The organism is Sphingobium sp. SA916, from assembly GCF_002894065.1.
Taxonomy (GTDB): domain Bacteria; phylum Pseudomonadota; class Alphaproteobacteria; order Sphingomonadales; family Sphingomonadaceae; genus Sphingobium; species Sphingobium fuliginis.
On sequence record NZ_LXYF01000036.1, the window covers coordinates 23,511 to 43,408 of the forward strand.

Below are 19,898 nucleotides of genomic sequence, written 5' to 3' on the forward strand. Positions count from 1 at the left end.
TGATCGGCCAGCCACGGATCGAATAAGGTTATTCGGATTTTTCGTTTCCCCGAATAAGCCTATTCGGCAATATCCCTCTGAAAAGTATAGATAAATCTGCGCAGCACCCGTGCGTAGGGTGCATTACACTCGGCCTTGGCCGTGCGTCGGACACTTCGCAGCGCCCCGCCGCTGCGTCCACATTGATTTCCCGATGGGCGACACTTCCGACCGATCGGTGACAGCGCCGCCGAACGGCGCTACCCGCCAACGATATTCGAATCAGAAAAAGGACCGGCGCCATGCTGCCCGCGCGCACCTACAGCATCTCCATCAACCGCGACTGGCAGGCTCTTTATGAAGCGATCTGGCGACCGGAGGTCTTCCCCAAATGGGCATCAGGCCTTGCCGAATCCGACCTGCGGCAGGAAGGTGACAAATGGCTTGCCGATGGTCCGGAGGGGCCGGTCACCATCCGGTTCACGCCCCATAATGATTATGGGGTGATGGATCATTTCGTCGATACAGGGGACGGCAAGGAAATCCATGTTCCCCTCCGCGTCATCCAGAATGGCGACGGGGCGGAGGTGATGCTGGCGCTGTTTCGTCAGCCCGGCATGGATGATGAGATGTTCGCGCGGGATGCCAAATGGATCACCCGCGATCTGCGGGCGCTCAAGAATTTCGTCACCGGCTAGAGGGCGGCCTCAAGAGCGGCGATCTTCTCGCTACAGACGATTTGGACGACGCGGCCCAACTCCTCGACCTGGGTTCCGAGCCAGGTCAGCTCTTCCTCGCTGATGGTGTAATGCTTCGAGTAGCGCGCCTTCACATAGGCGTCTTTCAGCTTCTCGAACATCGCCCGCTCGGCCCGCGTGTCGCGAGGCCAGACGTTGAAGAGCCGGAAATCGAGGCGCTCGGCCTGGGTTCGCAGGAAGCCCAGATTGTGATTGCGTGGGGTATAAAAAGTGCAAACCAGAAGGACGCCGTGATAGAGCCGTTCTGCGGCCTGATGAAGATCGAACGCCGCTTTCTTCAACCAGCCCTGCTCAATAGAATGCATGGCTGAACCGTGAAAGTGGTTCGCGGTTGGAAACCACTCCTCAAAATATTCCTTCGCCATAGCCAGCGCTTGCGCTGGCGTTTTCGGCATCGGCTTGTGCAGTTCGCTATCGTCGGCCTGATAGAGCGCGATCCCCTCGCGGGCGATGTCCATGAAGAAATAGCGCCCATGGGCAAGCCCGTCATTCACCTCCTGCAAGGTGTGGACGATGAAATTGACCGGGGTCTTGAGCGTCTGGGTGATGGCCAGTTCGCGCATCAAGCGCTCGTCGGTCTTCTCCCAATATTGGACGCGGTCGGTCAGCTCCTTCTGGTTGACGATGATGAGCAGGTCATAGTCGGATTTGTAGCCCTTGGCGGTGTGCGGCTCGTCGACCCATCCGCCCCGCGCATAGCTGCCGTAGAGGATGATCTTGTGGATGCGGCCCGCCTTGCGCTTGCCGGTGGCGAGGTTGTTGGCGTCCCCGAATTCCTCGAAGATGATCTGCACCACGCGCTCCAGTTCGCGCTGCTTGGAGGCTGGCAGATGGTCGAGGTCGGTGCGCATCGTCCCCCTCCTAGCCAAAGAGCGCCCGTCCACCAAATGAAGATGAACGGGCGCGGCCGGGAGACTGTCGCCAAAATGGCGGTTCATGGGAAAGGCCCGTCTATCTCCCGCACCAGATGCTTGAGCGCGGTGGCGAAGTGCCGCTCCACCGCGCCCACATCCTCCCCGATGCGGAAGGCGATCTGCTCATAGTTCAGGCAATCAAGGCTATGCAGCAGGAAGACGATCCGGGGGATGGCGGGAAGCCCTGCCAGCGCGGCGCGGTAGCGCTGCCGCTCGGCGGCATGGGGGTCATGGGTCATGCCGCTTCCTCCCCTTGTTCTTCCGTCCCTTGTTCTTCCCCATGCCGGAAGGCCAGCAGATAGTCGGCGGCCTTGCTGGCCTGACTGGCGGCACGGAAGATCGCCTTGCTGTCCTCGCGCAGGACCGAAAGCCATGTGCCCAGATAATCGGCATGACGGACGGTCGGCAGGATGCCCAATTCGGCGCAGAGAAAGGCGCTGGCCATTTCGGCTATCAGCTCCTCCCGCGCATAGGCGGGACTGCCAAAGCCGGTATCGGGGAGACGGTCCAGCCGCGAACGATGCCCGGTCCAATGCCCCTTATGCCGATATCGGCATAAGGGCCATAATGCCGCGACCCGGATTATGCCGCACGGCCTCTGGTTGAGGATGGTTTTCCGGCCTTCGGCCGTGCGACGGTTCGGCATAATCAGAGCCCTTCCAAGAACGCGAGGAGTTGGTCGTCGGGCCGGAACCGGCCTGACGGCGTGGGCGGAGCAGCCACGCGGGCGAGCGCCTTTTCCTTCATCCGCATGTCGGCGTGGATGTAGATCTGGGTGGTCTCGACGTTCTCGTGACCAAGCCAGAGCGCGATCACCGCTGGATCAACGCCGTGATGCAGCAGGTCCATCGCGTTGCTGTGGCGCAGCGTATGTGGCGTAACCCGCTTTGCGCCGATGCTCGGGCATATCCGCGCAGCCGTCAGGCAGTGCTTGCGGACCAGATGCTCCAACGCATCGCGGCTCAGTCGTTCGCCCCGGATCGACGGGAACAGCGGCCTGCCTTCATCCTTGTCGGTGCCGATCCACGTCGCCAGCAGCTTGGCCGTGTCACGGCGAAGTGGAGTGGCGCGTTCCTTCCGGCCCTTGCCCAAGCAGCGGATGTGCGCGCCGGAGCCGAGCACCACGTCGCCCCGCGTGAGGCCGACCAGTTCGGATGCCCGCAGGCCGGTCTGGCCCGCGAGCAGGAGCAGTGCGTGGTCGCGCCGTCCCGCCCACGTCGAGCGATCCGGTGCTGCCAGCAACGCCGCCATCTCATCGGCATCGAGGAACGTTACCGTGCGCTTCACGTAGCGCTTGTTGGGCATGGCCAGCACGCGCTGGCAGTGCAGCAGCCAGGCCGGGTCAGTCATCGCGACGAAGCGGAAGAACGACCGGATGGCGGCGAGCCGAGTATTGCGGCTGCGCGCGCTGTTGCCACGCGCCGTCTCGGTATGCACGAGGAAGTCGGCGACCAGATCGGCGTCGATGTCGTCCACCGTCAGCTTGACCGGCGGCTTGCCAAGCTGGGCACTCGCATATCGGAGCAGCAGCCGGAACGTGTCGCGGTAGCCCGCGACCGTGTGGCGGCTCGCCTCCAGTTGCGTGCACAGCCGGTCGGTGAAGAAGCGCTGGATCAGCGCGGGCAAGGCGACGCTCATCATGCCACCTCCCCAGCGGTGGCACGCGCCATCGCCAGATCGAGCAGTTCCGGCACCGCTTCCAGATACCAGTATGTGTTGGAGGGATCGGTATGGCCCAGATAGGTCGTCAGCCGGATCATCTCGCGCGCCGGGTCTTTGCCGGTCCGGTACCAGTCGATCATCGTGCGCACCGCGAAGGTGTGGCGCAGATCGTGGATGCGCGGTCCCCGGCCATGTCGCTGATGCCGTTGCCGGGATCGCAACCCGATCCGCTGGCACGTCTGCGCGAAGTTGTAGCGGGCAGTGCAGTCGGTGAGCCTCGTCGCCTTGTCGGTGACGAACAACGGTTTCACGGGGTGGCCGATCAGCCTATCCCGCTCGGCAAGATAGGCGGCGAGCTTGGCCACCACGCCCGGATCGAGTGGCAGCAGCCGCTCGCGGCCAAGCTTTCCACGACGGACCCGCAACACGCCCTGACCAAGATCATCCCGGTCGAGCGCCAGCGCCTCGCTGATCCGCAGGCCCGTGACCGCGATCAGTCCGAACAGCGTCGAGCAGGTCAAGCCGCGAAGGCCATAGACCGATGGCAGTTCGCGGGCCGCTGCAACGATCGCCGCGATCTCGGCGCTGGTGTAGATGTGCGGACGAGGCCGGTTCGAAGAGTCCGGCAGCAACCCCTGCGGCGGCACCTCATGCGCCGGATCGAACCCGCTGAGCCATTGGGCGAACAGGCGCACGGCGCGGAGCCTCGTGGCACGGGTCGAGCCGTTCGCCTCCGCCAGCGTCGCGTGCCAGCGCAGGAACAGCGCCGTGTCGATGTATGTGGCGCCCTCGGCGTCGGCATGGCCCGTGAAGCGGCGCAAGATGCGCTCGCTCGTGCGCAGGTCGTAACCGAGGTTGCGGCGAACGCCCAGATAGCGGTCGAGGTGTGGTGTGAGGCTCATTGCGCGCCTCCCGCCACCGGCCAGGGCATCGCAACGGACCGCAGCCCGTCGATGTCGAGCCGGGCATATATCATGGTCGACGAGCGCGAGCGGTGCCGCAGCACGTCACCGACCTCGTCGAGCGACGCACCGGCGTTCACCAGCTGGGTTGCAAGGCTATGACGCAGCAGGTGCGATCCCACATAGGGCGTCACCGGCTTCTGTCCGGTCGCCTTCAACGCGTCCTTGAGGATCGCGTTGACGATCTGCCCGTCCTTGAACGGCCGATACGGTGCGCGCTGCGTGACGAACAGGGTGCGGCAGGTCGCTGGGCCACGTTCCTCGCGCAGATACGTGCTCAATGCGTCGCCAACCTCCGGCGTAATCGGCATCCGGTCGTGCAACTGGCCTTTGCCGCGCACTGTCAGTTCGCCAGCGCGCCAATCGATGTCGTCGAGCTGGATCGCGACGACCTCGACCGCGCGCAGGCCGAGCCGCGCCATCATCAACAGCATCGCATAGTCGCGCGAGCCATATCGCGGATTGCTGCGCGCCGAAGCGAGCACCGCTTCAACCCCTTCCGGCGAGAGATGCCGGGGAAGTCGTGCATCCCAGCGCTTGGCCGTCTTGGGAAGGCTCAGCGCCAGATTGGTGGCCGTCGCCCCACACCCGAACAGATATTGGAGGAACGTGCGAACATGCGTCGCAACCGTCTTGTCGCGGCGTGCTGCCGCCAGAACATGCTCGATGAAGCCGATGACATCGGCGGGGCGAAGGTCCGCGAGACAGATCGCTCCGTCACCGAAGCGATAATCGAGGAACCGGTTGGCGAACCGCAGTGTGTGATAGATCGTTCGTGCGCTCAGCCCGCGCTGCTTGACGAGATAGTCGTTGAAGTTGGCGAGCAGCGCCGCTCGCGCGGTCCCCGCCTCGGTCAGTATGTCGGTCATGATCGTGATGCTCCATGTTGGTGGAGCCACGATGGTTATGCCGAACAGGGCGCGCGCGATCATGCTGACAACCGCGCCAATTTCACGCGGCGCGGCATAATCCGGGTCGCGGCATTATGCGCCAGTTCATGGAGCGCCGTGCGATACCAGTTGATCGGCTCATGGAAATGTTCGGGCCGGGGCACGCGGATAGTGTCATCCTGCGGGGCATAATAGGCTTCCCCGCCGCCGATGCGAATGTCAGCCCCCGTCGCCTCGATCAGCACCTGCGCAACGGGAAGGGTCAGCGCCTCATTCCATGTCGTGACGGCGGCCATAGCCCGCTCGCCCAATCCATCGCATTGGTCGATGTTGAAGACGGTGAAGCGCTTCAGGAAAGCAATCTGTCGCGGCTCGCCGTCCGGGCCGGTCGGGACGTTGTCGCCCTCCTTGGGGGTGAAGCGATCCGCGTAACAGACGGTCGTGCCGCGCTCCCCCTTGCGGACATTACCGCCCATCGCCTGCGCTTGGGCATAGGTCAGCCAGCGCTGTGATCCATAACCCTCCTCGAACAATCGGCTCCACAGGATCAGCACATTGATCCCCGAATAGCGCCTGTCGGTTCCTGCGTTGCGCGGCAAGCCCAATGCTGCCCTGCCATCATCCCATGGCCGCACCCATGGCAAGGTGCCTTCCTCGATCTGCGCGACAATCCGGTCTGTCACCTCGCTATAAAGAGTAGCGCCGGTCTGTCCCTTATCCTGATACCCCATTTCCTTTCTCCTTCCCGCATCGCACCGGCCGCCGGAACGGCGGGGGTGGGCGGCAGGAGCGGACCGGAAGGCCCACCGTCAGAGGCGGGCCGCACCCGCAAGGGCCGCAACGCAGAGGAGGAGTTGGGGCGAAGCCCCGACTTGCGGCTCGCCGCGGTGGGACTATCGGGCAGCGACGCCCACCCCCGCCGCGCCGGAGGCCGACAAGACTCAAACGGACGCCATCGCACCCCACGCGATGACCGCAGCCAGAAACTTCGCGCTGCCTACCGCAGCGCTCCGCATCCATTCAGCCAAACATCGGGATCATGGGCGACGCAGGCCACGAAGCGCGCCGCTGGCCCAGCCGACCTCGCACCCAGCGATGACGCCAGATGTCAGAAACCACCCCCGAAAGGGGTATTGACGGACACGTTCCGCAAGAAGGCAGGCGACGGATAACCGCCGCCTGCCATCGACTCGATCATGCCGCTTGCTGGACGGGTTCGTCCTCGGCCACGCCTCCGCGCTCTTCATCAACCTCTGACGCTTCCGATCCAGTCTGTTCCTGTTTCGGCTCCGGCTCATCCTTCGCCTCCAGCAGCGGTGCCACCGCCGCCCACCGCTCGGCGCTGCCGACCCCGCCCCGGTCGGTATAGGTCGAGGGCGGGAAAGCCATCCAGCGCGGCACCCATCCATCCCGCTTCTCCCGACCATTGGCCCCGGCAAGGCAGTCCCGGACCATCTGCCGCCGCACCTTCGCGGTCGCCCCGGCATTGCCCGATGCGACTTCCTTGCCCGCCACATCGGCAAGGACATGGCCCATCACCTCCCGGTCGCGGATCAGGTCGAGCAGAACGTCATCCGCCTGCCAGCAGGACGCCATGTCGACACCGAGCTGAACGCCCAGAAGTTCGACCAGCGCCGATCCCACTTCCAGCGTCTCGCCCATGACGATGGCGAGGATGCCCAGCACCATGGCGTCATCAAGTTCGAGCAAGCGCGAATAGAGCGGGATCAGCTCCCGATCATAGGTGTGGCCGGTAACGGTCGGCATGTCGGGATCGAGGCCGAGCAGGTCCAGCGCAAACCGCCGCTCCCTGTCGAAGTCAGTTTCCGACGCACAATTCTCGACGCTCTCGCTGATTGCATCGCTCGCCCCGCGCTGAGAGGCAACGTCGACCCGCCACAACGAAGAACCGGCAATGGCGTGGGCTACCATCAGCCGCAGGGCGATGGCGGGCGCTGCCGCGACCTTGGCCCGCACGGCGGCATGACGATGCAGGTCGATATAGCTTGCCAGCGGCGCGGACAGTTCGGGCCGAACCGCCTTCTCCACGCTCCCGCCCTGTTCCAGCCTGCGCGCCTCTTTGAGGGTCACATAGCCCTCATGGAAACTGACGTCGCCGCCATGGCCGATGCTCACATAGATGCGCCCGCCCTTGGCCTTGGAGCATCGCTCATGCTCCCACGCATGAAAAGCCTCACCCCGCGCCATGACGGCAATGTCCGGCCATCCAGCATCGCGATAACCCTCGACGCGCTCGGCAATGGCCGCCTCCTGCATCTGCCAGAAGAGGTCGGCGTCGGCAAAATAGCTGTGATCGCCGAACAGATCAGCCACGATCCCACCTTTATAATCAGCCGGATCGAACAGCGCCTTGTCGGTAGCGATAGCATTGCCGCCCAACAGCCACGCCTTTACATGATGGCCCATGGGCGGCCGGGCATCCTCATCGTCCAGCAGCGCCAGCCATTCACGCTGCCGCGCCTTCGACGCCAAGGTCAGATGCCGCACGGTCACGGCATCGATCGTGTCGCTGCGATAGAGATTGCGGATGCGGGGTAACAGATTGCCCAACGCCAGCGTTCGTTTCACCTGCAAGGCGGTAAGGCCGAAGGTCAGCGATATATCCTCCGGCGACCGGCCTTCCTTCACCAGCCGCGTGAACGTCTCCCAGCGCGTCACCTCATCGGGATCGAGCCGGGCGATATTCTCGATCAGCGAGGCTTCCAGCGCCGCCGCGTCATCGCCCGCCTCCATAATCGCACAGGGCAGCGGATCGACGCTTCCTTCCTCCTGCGCCACGATCAGCGCGGCATGATAGCGCCGCTTGCCCGCGACAATCTCATAGGTAGTAGGACTGCCGTTCTGCCGCACGATCAGCGGCACCAGCACGCCCCGCGCCCGAACGGACGGCAGGATGTTGGTCAGATCCGGCGTTTTCCTCACGCCCCGCATGTTCGCAGGCGAGACCGAGAGGCAGGCAATGTCGATATGCTTGAGTTCCATGACTTTTACTCCTCTTGCACATACCCGGCCCCGGACGGCGGAGTGGGCGGCAAGAGCGCACCGGCAGGCCCGGCAAAGCGGCGGGCTGCATCCAAAGGACCGGAACGCAAGTGAAGGAGCCGCGCCAAAGGCCGGCTTGCCGCCCGCCGCGACGGGCCTAGAGGGAAGCGACCGCCCACACCGCCTGGCCGGGACCGGCCAACGCCATCGCTGCCCAAGCGATGTCCGCCTGCGATCCGCCCGGATCGCGCGTGAGCGATCGAAACCCGGCAGGGCCGAGACAGGCGAAGCCGGCTCGGTGGAGCGAAGCGGAATAGAGCGCGACCCGAAGGGAGGCGTCCTTAAATCATCCAAAGCAAAATAACTTACGGCTTATCCGACTTCCTGAAGAAGGCCATGAGAACATCATATGCCGGGGGATAGGCGGGCCATCGCCGCCTTCAAGCGGTAATGCGGGGAACTCTTGCTGAGGATGTCGGTGGTGGTCAAGCGATGTCTGCATACCCGCTTTATCGCGGCGGCATACCGCCCACCAATGCCGCGACGGCAGCTTGGCGACCGCGCGCCATCTGAACTCCGAATCACCCGGCCGCTCTGGACCGCCCGACTTTCGCTCCCTTCACCTGCCATCGTAGAAAGTCTCATCAGCCAAGCCGCAGCGGGCTTGGACTGATGAGGAAAAAATTATTTCACCCACGTCGTGGCGAGGCATGGACGCCCATGGCTGTCCATGGCCACATTGCCGAAAAGGGGTGTCGTCTCAAACACTTGACCTCATACGAGACACCCCACAATCCTGGAGCCCAAGCGCACAAAAACCCCGTCCAAGCTACAGGAATCTGCCATGAGCTCACAGCAGCCTGATCGCATTCTTCCTATCAGTGCCGTGCTGGACCGCACCGGTCTCAGCCGGGCGACGCTCTACAGGAAAGTGGCGCGCGGCACTTTTCCGCAACAGATCCACGTCGCGAACCGCAGCACGGGATGGCGGGAATCCGCCGTCAATGACTGGCTCAAAAACCCGATGTTCTGGTCGCTTGATGACGCATGCCAGAGGCAGTCATGATCCCGGTGCGCAATCGTAGCAAAAACATGCCGCTGGCGATCAAAAATCCTGACGAGCACGGACAATCCAAGCTCGGAGAGCGAGAGTTGAGATCGGCCATGATACTGATGCTGGGAGACGCTGTCCCGCAATCTTCTAAACCGCGTTGCTCATGCAAGCTGTCGCCAAGTTACCCAATATCACCAAGCTTGCATCGACATGGCTAAAAATGACGCTTTCTACCCAGCGGTTGGCTCAACCGATGCGGCGGTCCTTCATCAGGGGTACACCGCTGGAACGAGGCGAGCTACGGAGCGCAAGCGAAGCAGCGGTGACGGGCAGTCCGCAGGCCTGCCTGTCGGGACTAAAGGCGGCCCGACCTCCGGCACCGAGGGCGAGGAAATGGTGCGTCGTGCAGTCGCTCGCGGTCCCGCCGTCGCTCTTCTCACACCATATGACATTCTATCGCGGCTCGGCATGACGAGTACCCATCCGGCAAAATGGATGCGGCGTACCTTTGACAAATACGGCGTGCCTTACCTCCATGCATGCGGGAAGTTGCGCGCCACAGAGGCTCAATATCAACTGCTCTTGGAGAAGATCACATGCTCTCCTTCCGTACCCGTGGCAAAAACGGGATTTACTATATCAAGGGAACAATCGCGCTCGGCCGCAAGCGGATCACGGTCAAGGAATTCAGTACAGGAACGAGTGACCGCGATGCTGCATCGCACCTGATGGCGGAATATGAGACGAAGCTACGGCACCGGCTGATGTTCGGTCCGGCCGCTCTCATCGCGCAGGGAACCATAGCCCAGGCCTTCGACAGCTACCTGACCAAGGCGAAGCCCCCCTGCCCGTCCGATGTCCTGCGCATCGGCAAGCTCAATGGCCTGATCGGAGACTTCAACCTCCGCGAGCCCAAACAGGCATGGGAGCATTTTCGCCGCGCCTATCTGACCGGGCACGATCCGGCGGGCCAGGATCGCTATCGCTCAGTGTTCCAGGCGGCCATCAATGTCCATCACGATCTGCACGACCTCCCGCCCCTGCGGATCAAGGCGATCCCGTTCAACAATGAAAGGGTGCGCTTCCTCAGCAAGGAAGACCGCGACCGGCTGATCGCGGCATATTCGCCACACATCCAGCCGATCATCACGCTGCTCGCCTTCCATGGCCCACGCATCCAGACCGCGTTGCAGTTGCCCTGGGGCGTGAACGGCGTCGATATGAAGGAGGGCTCGATCCGACTCAATCACACCAAGAATGCGATCATCCGATCCGTACCGATGCATCCACGTGTCATGGACGTCCTACGCCCGATCTGGGAGAAGCAAGGTCAGCCGACAACGGGGCATGTGTTCCTCAACCGGTTCGGCAAGCCCTATTCCGACACACGCAAGGCGAAGATCCCCGGCGGCAACCCGATCAGGAACCAGCACGCCACCGCTTGCAGGCGTGCCGAGATAGAGGATTTCACCGTCCATGACTGGCGCCACCACTGGGCATCGCACTGCGTCATGGCCGGGATCGACCTCATCACCATCATGAACATGGGCGGCTGGAAATCGCTGCGCATGGTCCAGCGCTACTCCAGCGTCAGCGTCGATCACATGCGTGAGTCCATCAACAAGCTACTCTGAAGTATCCGGCGAGGAGGACAAACCGCCGATCATGTCACCCATGTTCATCGATCAGGAACCCAGTTCACCGCGCGAACCAGCCGAACCGGATAGCTGGAACGATGTTGGAGTTTTCGCGAAACCAAATTTATCTCAAAACTGGAACGATTTAGCCAATCGTATTCATGAGGCTGTGTTTGCGGGGTTGGCGGGAGTAGCGTAAGCCATTGGCTTGTTGTAGGAAATCGGGTATCTAGACTAAGCCGCAACGAGGCAAAAAATACCACAGGCCACACCCGCTGAGGGCGACGATAGCGCGCCTCTGATTCCGTTTCAGCGGTAGGAGGCAAGAAACTCACGGGCGCCTTTGATGGCGGCCGGTTGACCTCGGACGGCGGCTTTCTTCTGCTGGCTCAAGCCGAGCGCGAATGGGGATCTGCAGGCAGCTCGCCGCTTGCATCGCTGATCCGCGCGATCCTCCCGTGTTATCCACAAGCTCGATGACATCCTGCGGGCGCGGGTTCTGGCGATCGCCTGCGGCTATGAGGACGCCGATGATCTCGACGCTCTGCGCGACAACCCCGGCTTTCGCCTGGCGCTGGGCAAGCTGCCCGGTTCGGGCGCGGGCCTGGCGAGCCAACCGACCATGAGCAGATGGGAGAATGCGCCAACCACGCGCGAACTGGCGCGCATGATGGGAGCGCTGGTTGGCCTCTACTGCGCCAGCTATGCTGAGGTGTCCGCGGCGGTGACGCTAGACATCGACGACACATGTGATGTCGTGCATGGCTATCAGCAACTATCCTTCTGGAATGGTCATCATGGTGAGCGCTGTTTCCTGCCGATCCATGTCTACGATACGGTCGCCATGCTGCTGCGCACCGGCAAGACGCTATCGGGCGCGGAGGCTGCGGGGCACATCCGGCGTCTTGTGCGGCATATCCGCCGCCATTAGCCCGAAACGCACATCACCATCCCGGGCGACGGGCATTATGGGCGGCCCGAAGTCATGGCCTTCTGCGAGGCGGATGGCATCGATTATGTCTTTGGCCTTGCCACTAATGCCGCCCTGCGCGCCAATACGGACATTGTCGCTGCCGCTGATGCCTGCGCCGTCAAGCGCGCCGAGCAAGACCGCGTTATTCTGCGCAGCTATGCCGAGATCTGCTAGGGGCGAAAAGCTGGAAGTGTATGCGCCGCGTCGTCGCTCGGATCGAAGCCAGCGCGTTCCGGGCCGTCTTTCAAACCGGCCGCAACATAGCCGCTGCGGCCGTGCCGCTGTACCGGTGAACCCAGTCCTTCAATCTCGCAAACCTATCGAACCACCGCGGTGAAAAAGACGCACCCCGATCGCTCGTCCTCATCGCGTCGAAGTCCGCCCTCGCGATCAAGGATCGCGAAAAAACTAGCGTCGCGAATAAAACGGGCTGAGCATGGGGAAAGGCGCCGTTCCGTCCGGCGTAACCTCCGTTTCCTGCTTACTCCGGAGCGGGCCAACTTCGCCGCACGAACATACGGTCTTACCGGTTACCAGCCGCAGAAGGCCTGCTCACCCCTCCTGTTGCAGGCCACTGCTGAAATGGCGGTTCTTCGAGGTGTCCAGCTCGCTCGCGTCGGCCGTCTTCTTATGGTTCTGGTCAATGAGCCCTGATCGAAGTCAGAAGCAAGAGAAGGCCTGCATCCCATACCGAGTTTGACCTTGCTGACATTAACATACCCTTCTATGGATTCCTTCTAGATTTGATCGTTTCGAAATAAGAAAATATTACGCCGCACCGGTCTGCAAAAAACGTTTAAAAGCCAAAAGGAAACGTAGTTCATGTCCCAAACAATGATGTTTACTATCGCATCCTTTAATTATTTACCTCAGATCGCTGTATTAAAACAGTCCTTGGAAAAAACTCACAGCGATTTTCAGTTCACCGTATTCCTTTGCGATGAAATGAGTGATTCTCCACCAAAAACACTGCATAATACGGCAATAATCCCAATATCCAAAATAAATATTCCACAATTTGAAGAGATGTGCCTGAAGTACACGATACTTGAACTTAATACAGCCGTAAAACCATTTGTTTTTGCCTACATTTTTGAGAAGTTGCAGGCAGATCGTGCTTTTTATTTAGATCCGGATTTAGTTGCGGTTTCGCGCATGCAAGAATGCTTTGATCTATTTGATCAAGGGGCGAATATCATTCTTACGCCACATACGCTGGCTCCGATCGAGGATGAATTACACCCCAACGACTTCGATATGGCCAAAGCAGGCATCTATAATCTGGGCTTCTGCGGGGTTGCTCGAACGGATGAAGGACGCAAATTCATTGGCTGGTGGTGCCGCAAACTCATAGCAGATTGCCGTGTCGATCTCGAGAACGGTATTTTTGTCGATCAAAAATGGTGCGATGCAGTTCCTTCCCTCTATGATGGCGTGGCGATCCTCCGTCATGAGGGCTATAATGTCGGCTACTGGAATTTAATGCACCGCCCACTCTGGAAGAGAGACGACGGCACACTCATGGCAGGAAAGCACGTCGCACGCCTTCTTCATTTCAGTGGCGTAGATATGCAAAATTGGAACAGTGTTTCACGACACCAAAACCGATTAACTGCTCAAAACTTAAATGCGACGACACGCGATGCATTTTCTGCGTACCGTTATCATATGATGTCGAACGGATTTTTTGACTACTCAATCAAGTCGCAAACCCTTCCTGGAATCCGTATTTTCGAGCGACAAAATGACAACAGGGCATATGCACGTGAATTGACGAAACTCCTTGTTTCGGTCGGACGATCGAGCCGCAACCCGGCTCTCACGGATTTCAATTCATATGATCTTGCGCCCGCAATAACGCCAAACGCTTTTTATATGCTACCCGACTTCTTCATTGTACTTCACGCCATTCGACCTGATGTCGCAAATGCGTTTCCCGACCTGAGCAATCCCAGAGATATCGCGGGATTTCTTGAATGGCTTAAAAACCATGGCCTTGACGAAATGCCCTTGGAGGCCAGCGAAGCTAAAAATATTATAAAGCGCCACCGTCAAATATTGGGAATCTTCTCAGGAATTGGCGGAAATTCCGTTCCAGCCTTTGCTCGAAACGTCATCGAGAAAATAATACAAGACGTCAAAATGGCGGAAAATTCTGACGAAGAACATAGGTATAATCTTCATACAATCCAGAGACTTTCTTACAATTTTCTTTCTAATATCGAAGGCGATTATCTGTCTGGGATCGATTTACTCCATGACGTGGTCCCAATACCTGCAATTCTATATGCCACTTATAAAAGCCGCTCAGATCTCATCGCCACTTTTGATCTGCGCGAGTTAAACGGCCGTAAATCACTCCTTGATTGGGCAACAAACTATTTCCATTCGGAATATGGCAATCATATTGACATCTCCGACCTGTTGGTCGCGATAACGCAACACGGTTCGGAATGGCCACAAGCGTTCGTCTCCGACGCAGAGGGAAGTGAACCGAAAGCTCTCCATGCTCATACAAACTCAGAATTTTGGCAGAGGGCTATCAACTACGGCTTGATAAATGCCGCTGACTATTCCGTTTTTACCTGTACTGACAATAGCAGTTCCGCGCTAGCTGGCCCTGCAGCCGAATTGATCTCTCTACCGAAGCTTCGCGATGTAGTTACACTCTTCGGTTATCCAAAAGCAGAAATGGGTATGGGAGAACACGTCCGCAACACAGCCCACGCTCTATCCTTGCTCGACGTTCCATTTGAGATTGTCGACTTCAACGTGGGTCTAAACTGCGGACTTGGCAATACGGAAATGGAAAACTTTACCACACCTGTCCCATCTGGGAAAATCAACCTCCTGCACATTAATGCCGACCAAACGATCGCGGCAAAGAGAATTTTGGGGCAGTCACTTACGAGAGGTCAGTACAACATCGGATATTGGGCGTGGGAACTTGAACGCTTTCCAGAGGCTTGGCGCGAAGCAATTGATCTCGTAGACGAAATCTGGGCTCCGTCAAAGTTTATCCAAGGAACGCTCCGCCAAGCAACCGACAAACCTGTCATTCACATGCCGTTGCGTGTCGAAGCACCCGCAACGCATTTTCCTGATTTGAATAATTACGGAATTAGGGAAAATTCCTTTGTGTTTTTATTCTTCTTTGACTTCAGTTCCTTTCAGACGAGAAAAAATCCTTTAGGTGTAATTCAAGCTTTTCGCGACGCCTTTCCATTGCGTCAGGGAGCGAACGTCACGCTAATTATCAAGACGATTGGCGCGCAATTTCACCCAACTGCCGCCAGACGGCTCGATGAATCCTTGGCGAACGACCCGCGTATCATTACGATTCACAAAACACTCCCACAAGCCGAAATGGCAGGGCTGATCGAATATGCTGATTGTTTCATTTCGCTGCATAGAAGCGAAGGATTCGGGCGCGGCATGGCAGAAGCGATGGCATTTGGCCGTATCGTCATAGGAACGGGCTATGGCGGAAATATGGACTTCATGTCTGAGGATACTGCTTATCTTGTTGACTATCGTTTGACGCCTGTCCCGGACGGAGCATATGTGGAATCGCAAGGATCCCGCTGGGCGGAGCCAGATGTTACTCACGCGACCCATCTTATGCGACATGTCTTCGATAACCAGACAGAGGCGCGCCAGCGAGCTCAAGCAGGCAAAAAGCTGATCGAGACCCAGCATTCAAGCATTGCCGTGGCTCAACGGTTGGTTGACCGGATAGCAGTTTTGAACGTGCTCTCAGACGGAGCGCTGCCGCCCATCATTGCACGAAAACGCTCTAGCGCGGCTACGGCTTAACGAAGCCCCCGGCGCCGCTCTCTCGTCATATCCATAGAACTTTCAGGAAAAAAGAATGCGGGAACTCTCCAAATCCATTCCTCGCCGCCTTCACGACAGTAACTTCATACGCCGCTATTTTGTTGGTAACGGCATAGACATTGGTGGTAGACCAGATCCACTTTCCCTCTATGGCGAAATGTTTCCGCTCATGACAGGAGTAAAGATCTGGGATCTTGAAGACGGTGATGCTCAATTCATGGCAGGCGTCGCCGACAACTCACTTGATTTTGTCACGAGCAGCCATTGCCTTGAGCATCTTCATCAACCAATCGAGGGCCTGCGCAATTGGGTTCGGATTGTAAAACCAGGCGGCTTTATTGTCATTCTGGTACCGGATGAAGATCTCTTCGAACAGGGCGAGTTTCCAAGCACGTTCAATAGCGATCATAAGTGGACGTTTACCATTTGGAAAGAAACGAGTTGGAGCAGAAAATCGATCAACGTGATCGACATGGTAAAGCAAATCGGCTCTTCGGCTCGTGTCGAAAAGATCGAGTTAATTACCGCTAGTTATAGATATAATTTACCACGATATGATCAGACGATGACTCCTGTCGGAGAAGCAGCAATCGAAATTGTTATTCGTAAAGCCAATGTTTCAGAAACGGAGACCGGTATGCTCTCCAGGATCAGTGAGCAGCCCTCCCCACAATTAAGGCGATACTACAACCAGTATCGCCTAGATTATCAAGGGATGAAGTCAAATAACCAGGGCAATCCCCCGTTCTCGGACGAAGGCGAATTATAAAGCATGGCCAAGTTCAACAAAATTCGCGCAAGAGCACCTCTACGCCTTGGCTTGGCCGGAGGAGGGACCGATCTTTCACCCTATTGCGACGAGTTCGGCGGCGCGGTTCTGAATGTGACAATTGATCGCTTCGCCTTCGCGAGCATACTTCCTCGCGATGACGGCAAGATCATTTTGAGAGCTGATGATCTGAATATTACTGAGGCTTTTGACCTCGACGCGCCGTTGGTGAGCGAGAAGCTTACATTGCACGCCCTTGCGTATGACAGAATGGTGCGAGATTTCAATGGGGGACGAAGAATAGCGATGACGATCGCGACGACAGTCGATGCCCCACCCGGATCCGGCTTGGGTTCGTCATCCGCCCTCGTCGTGGCACTGGTGGACGCTCTCCGTTTGGCGATCAACGCACCATTAGGCCCTTATGACGTTGCCCATCTGGCTTTTGAAATAGAACGTGTCGATGCGGGCTTAGCCGGCGGTAGGCAGGATCAATATGCGGCCGCATTCGGCGGCGTCAACTTCATTGAGTTTACAACTGATGCTCGCGTCATAGTCAATCCGCTTCGAGTGTCGGATGCAATCTTAAAGGAATTAGAATCCTCCATAGTAATTTGTTTTTCCGGACGCTCACGCAAATCGGCCGACATTATCGAACGACAAACGAGCGGTATCTCTTCTTCGAGCAGTGCGACTTTGGATGGCCTCCATCGGCTCAAGGACGATGCTCAATCCATGAAAGCTGCACTTCTATCCGGCAGAATCGATGATATGGCGGAAATCCTCACACGGTCCTGGAAGGCAAAGCGGTCAACCGCACAAGGGATTTCAAATAGTCGAATCGATGAACTTATGGAAATCGCAATGGAATGTGGTGCACTAGGAGGTAAAGTTTCGGGCGCAGGTGGTGGAGGATTCATCTTTTTCTTAGTACACCCAGAACACCGGTTCGGGCTTATAGAAAAATTGAGCGCTGCGGGAGCCAATGCAACCCCAGTCATGTTCACACATGATGGCTCCCACACATGGCAACTCTAACACTTCCCGAACAACGGAACGAGCGATGATAAACCAAGCAGCGATTTTGGTAGGCGGACTGGGGACGAGACTGGGAAAGCTAACTCGTGACACTCCTAAACCGCTGCTCTCGGTCGGTAAATGTCCATTTTTGGAAATACTCGTGAGAGAGATCGCGAGGCAGGGAATTTCGCAGATACTCCTGCTCTCCGCATATCATTCCGCGAAAATGCAACGCTTCGCTGACGAACTCCCAAGTCGAGTGGAGAACGATATAAAGGTTGAACTATCTATTGAGCCTGACCAAGCAGGGACAGGCGGCGCCCTTTGGCACGCGCGCAACAAATTAGAAGATTCCTTCTTTCTGATGAACGGCGATAGCTATTTCGGTATCTCACTCTGCAAGCTAGCAGGGTTACTTTCGAGTTCACCGGAGATCACGGGCGTCTTATCTCTACGACAAATGGCTTCTTCACCACGATATGGTGAGGTAAAACTGGACGGCGACCGTGTTGCAGAATTTTCGTCGAATGGTTCCGAATTCGGGACGATGTTAGTTAATGCAGGCGTCTATTGCTTCAATCAAAGCTTGTTAACCGACTTATCACCCAACAGCTCACTGGAGAGCGATGTGTTGCCTGCGTTAGCCAGATCTGGTCGTCTAAAGGCTGTTGTGGGAGAGGGCGGATTTATCGATATCGGCGTACCGGATGATTATGCCAGAGCGCAAGTTGAAATATTTGAGCTTCTTAAGAGGCCCGCGATTTTCCTGGATCGCGACGGAGTAATTAACGCCGATCATGGATATGTTGGATCTGTCGAGCGCTTTGATTGGATAGAGGGAGCGAGGGAAGCAATAAAGAGCGCAAACGACGCCGGTTATTTGGTTTTCATAGTTACCAATCAAGCCGGAATCGCGCGGGGCTACTATACAGTTGAAGATTACGAAGCAGTTATGCATCACATGAAAAGGGGCTTGGCGGAGATTGGAGCGTGGATAGACGATAGCCGGTTCTGCCCGTTCCACATTGATGGAGTAGAGTCACGTTATCGGGCCGATTCACCTTGGCGCAAGCCTGCGCCGGGAATGATATTGGATCTCATGGACCATTGGCCCATCGCTAAGACCAAAAGCTTCCTAATTGGAGACAAGCAGTCGGATATCGATGCCGCCACCAGCGCTGGCATTTCGGGCCACCTTTTTCCCGGCGGAAATTTGGCCGATTTCGTCCGCGCACTTATCAATCGGTAAGGTACCCCATCTTATGACTGATATGGAAAAAACACTCGCAAAGCGCCAAGAACTGTTCGAATGGATCAGGCTACAAGTCTATCCACTTTGGGGCAAAATCGGCGTCGATCATAATGAAGGGGGCTTTTTCGAAAAAATTGATGCTTTAGGATGCCCGCTTAATGATCCGCGGCGTGCGCGTGTTGTGGGCCGGCAACTATATTCTTTTTCTAACGCGGCCAATTTCGGTTGGGAAGGACCAACCGAAGAAATAATCTTCAATGGCCTCCGATTTCTTGAAAAATACTACAACGAAGAAGGAGGTATCCATTCCGTTATAGAATCGAACGGGCGTGTAGTTCGGAAGGAATTCGATCTCTACGATTATGCCTTTGTTCTATTCGGGCTTGCTGCGGTTGTTGAAGCTTATCCTTCGACTGCTCATCTGAAGTTACGTGCTAATAGCTTGCTAAATCACATTTACAAGCGGTGGAAGCACCCGATCGCTGGGTTTGAGGAGGCGAATCCCCGCACTCTCCCTCTGAAAGCTAACCCCCACATGCACATGCTCGAAAGCTGCTTGGCTTGGGAAAATGTTACTCCGGACGACAGGAAATGGTCACAGCTGGCCGATGAGATCGTCCAACTAGCCCTGGATCGATTCATCTGCCGGCAAACCGGAGCCCTCCATGAATTTTACGATTCGGATTGGACACCAATCGCTGGTGAACTCGGTAGGATCGTAGAGCCTGGGCATCAATGTGAATGGGCTTGGCTCTTAGCACGATGGGGTCGTAATCGCAGATCCAACGACGCAATTACAACAGCCAAGATGCTGGTTGCGGCGGCGGAGAAATATGGCACCGATTCAGCGCGAGGCGTAATGTTCAACGAGCTCAATGAAGATATGTCGGCGAGGGACAAAGCAGCACGGTTGTGGCCACAGACGGAAAGAATAAAGGGATGGCTGGCTCTATATCAACTTGCTGAAAACGCAGCCGATCGCAGCCATGCACTCGATCGAGTTTGCAATGCTATTGATGGTCTCTTACAGTTCAGGCACCCTAACTTGCCAGGCGCCTATTTCGATAGATTGGAAGTCGACGGTTCGTTTCGAGAAGAAGCCTCGCCTGCGAGCAGCCTTTACCATGTTATATGCGCAGCTAGAGAATTACAAATAATTCTTCCGCATTAGCTAAAAGTATCTTTCTT

Annotated in this window: 16 protein-coding genes and 2 pseudogenes; 10 read left to right on the forward strand and 8 right to left on the reverse strand. The window is 57.5% G+C overall.

Annotated features, from left to right (window positions below):
* The first annotated feature begins 281 nt into the window (after positions 1-281).
* Positions 282-677 (forward strand): polyketide cyclase, encoded by a 396-nt coding sequence (locus tag A8G00_RS10925; protein ID WP_103000676.1) that lies wholly within the window; start codon positions 282-284, stop codon positions 675-677.
* On the opposite strand, the gene A8G00_RS10930 is transcribed toward A8G00_RS10925, so the two are convergent.
* From A8G00_RS10930 to A8G00_RS10965, 8 genes and pseudogenes are all read right to left on the reverse strand, one after another.
* Positions 674-1,588 carry a HEPN domain-containing protein gene (locus A8G00_RS10930; RefSeq protein WP_103000677.1) on the reverse strand — a complete coding sequence of 305 codons (915 nt, stop codon included), beginning with the start codon at positions 1,586-1,588 and terminating at the stop codon, positions 674-676. The two genes, A8G00_RS10925 and A8G00_RS10930, sit on opposite strands and share 4 nt — an antisense overlap.
* Before the next feature lie 83 nt (positions 1,589-1,671).
* Positions 1,672-1,890 carry a sigma factor-like helix-turn-helix DNA-binding protein gene (locus tag A8G00_RS25140; RefSeq protein WP_172451835.1) on the reverse strand — a complete coding sequence of 73 codons (219 nt, stop codon included), beginning with the start codon at positions 1,888-1,890 and terminating at the stop codon, positions 1,672-1,674.
* Positions 1,887-2,189: pseudogene (locus A8G00_RS10940) on the reverse strand (zincin-like metallopeptidase domain-containing protein); the annotation flags it as partial. The pseudogene A8G00_RS10940 and the gene A8G00_RS25140, both read right to left, overlap by 4 nt.
* A 110-nt stretch (positions 2,190-2,299) precedes the next feature.
* Positions 2,300-3,292 carry a tyrosine-type recombinase/integrase gene (locus tag A8G00_RS10945; protein ID WP_103000680.1) on the reverse strand — a complete coding sequence of 331 codons (993 nt, stop codon included), beginning with the start codon at positions 3,290-3,292 and terminating at the stop codon, positions 2,300-2,302.
* Entirely contained in the window at positions 3,289-4,215 is a 927-nt protein-coding gene (locus A8G00_RS10950; protein ID WP_103000681.1) for a tyrosine-type recombinase/integrase, read from the reverse strand. The genes A8G00_RS10945 and A8G00_RS10950 overlap by 4 nt, the downstream gene beginning before the upstream one ends.
* Positions 4,212-5,207, reverse strand: a complete 996-nt coding sequence (locus A8G00_RS10955) for a tyrosine-type recombinase/integrase (RefSeq protein ID WP_253257967.1) — start codon at positions 5,205-5,207, stop codon at positions 4,212-4,214. Before A8G00_RS10955 ends, A8G00_RS10950 begins: the two co-directional genes overlap by 4 nt.
* The gene (locus tag A8G00_RS10960; RefSeq protein WP_103000682.1) at positions 5,204-5,896 is read right to left on the reverse strand and encodes an ArdC family protein; all 693 of its coding nucleotides are present in this window, start codon (positions 5,894-5,896) and stop codon (positions 5,204-5,206) included. The genes A8G00_RS10955 and A8G00_RS10960 overlap by 4 nt, the downstream gene beginning before the upstream one ends.
* 463 nt (positions 5,897-6,359) lie before the next feature.
* The gene (locus A8G00_RS10965) at positions 6,360-8,168 is read right to left on the reverse strand and encodes a ParB/RepB/Spo0J family partition protein (RefSeq protein ID WP_103000683.1); all 1,809 of its coding nucleotides are present in this window, start codon (positions 8,166-8,168) and stop codon (positions 6,360-6,362) included.
* An 844-nt stretch (positions 8,169-9,012) separates the two neighbouring features.
* Here A8G00_RS10965 and A8G00_RS10970 point away from each other — a divergent pair.
* The 9 genes and pseudogenes from A8G00_RS10970 (at position 9,013) to A8G00_RS11005 (ending at position 19,881) form a co-directional block, all read left to right on the forward strand.
* Positions 9,013-9,234 carry an AlpA family transcriptional regulator gene (locus tag A8G00_RS10970; protein ID WP_103000684.1) on the forward strand — a complete coding sequence of 74 codons (222 nt, stop codon included), beginning with the start codon at positions 9,013-9,015 and terminating at the stop codon, positions 9,232-9,234.
* Positions 9,235-9,818: 584 nt separating this feature from the next.
* Entirely contained in the window at positions 9,819-10,856 is a 1,038-nt protein-coding gene (locus tag A8G00_RS10975; protein WP_103000685.1) for a site-specific integrase, read from the forward strand.
* Between the two features lie 40 nt (positions 10,857-10,896).
* Positions 10,897-11,058, forward strand: coding sequence for a hypothetical protein (locus A8G00_RS25145; protein WP_172451836.1), 162 nt, complete (start codon positions 10,897-10,899; stop codon positions 11,056-11,058).
* 57 nt (positions 11,059-11,115) lie between these two features.
* A pseudogene (locus tag A8G00_RS10980) lies at positions 11,116-12,059 on the forward strand (IS1380 family transposase); the annotation flags it as partial.
* A gap of 607 nt (positions 12,060-12,666) precedes the next feature.
* Positions 12,667-15,648: a glycosyltransferase gene (locus tag A8G00_RS10985; protein WP_172451837.1), complete on the forward strand. Its 2,982-nt coding sequence runs from the start codon at positions 12,667-12,669 to the stop codon at positions 15,646-15,648.
* A 55-nt stretch (positions 15,649-15,703) separates the two neighbouring features.
* Positions 15,704-16,438, forward strand: a complete 735-nt coding sequence (locus A8G00_RS10990; protein WP_103000687.1) for a methyltransferase domain-containing protein — start codon at positions 15,704-15,706, stop codon at positions 16,436-16,438.
* A 3-nt stretch (positions 16,439-16,441) separates the two neighbouring features.
* Positions 16,442-17,476 carry a dehydrogenase gene (locus A8G00_RS10995; RefSeq protein ID WP_103000688.1) on the forward strand — a complete coding sequence of 345 codons (1,035 nt, stop codon included), beginning with the start codon at positions 16,442-16,444 and terminating at the stop codon, positions 17,474-17,476.
* Between the two features lie 25 nt (positions 17,477-17,501).
* Positions 17,502-18,707, forward strand: coding sequence for an HAD-IIIA family hydrolase (locus tag A8G00_RS11000; RefSeq protein WP_103000689.1), 1,206 nt, complete (start codon positions 17,502-17,504; stop codon positions 18,705-18,707).
* Positions 18,708-18,720: 13 nt separating this feature from the next.
* Complete coding sequence (locus A8G00_RS11005) at positions 18,721-19,881, forward strand: AGE family epimerase/isomerase (protein WP_172451838.1); 1,161 nt, start codon at positions 18,721-18,723, stop codon at positions 19,879-19,881.
* Positions 19,882-19,898: the final 17 nt, after the last annotated feature.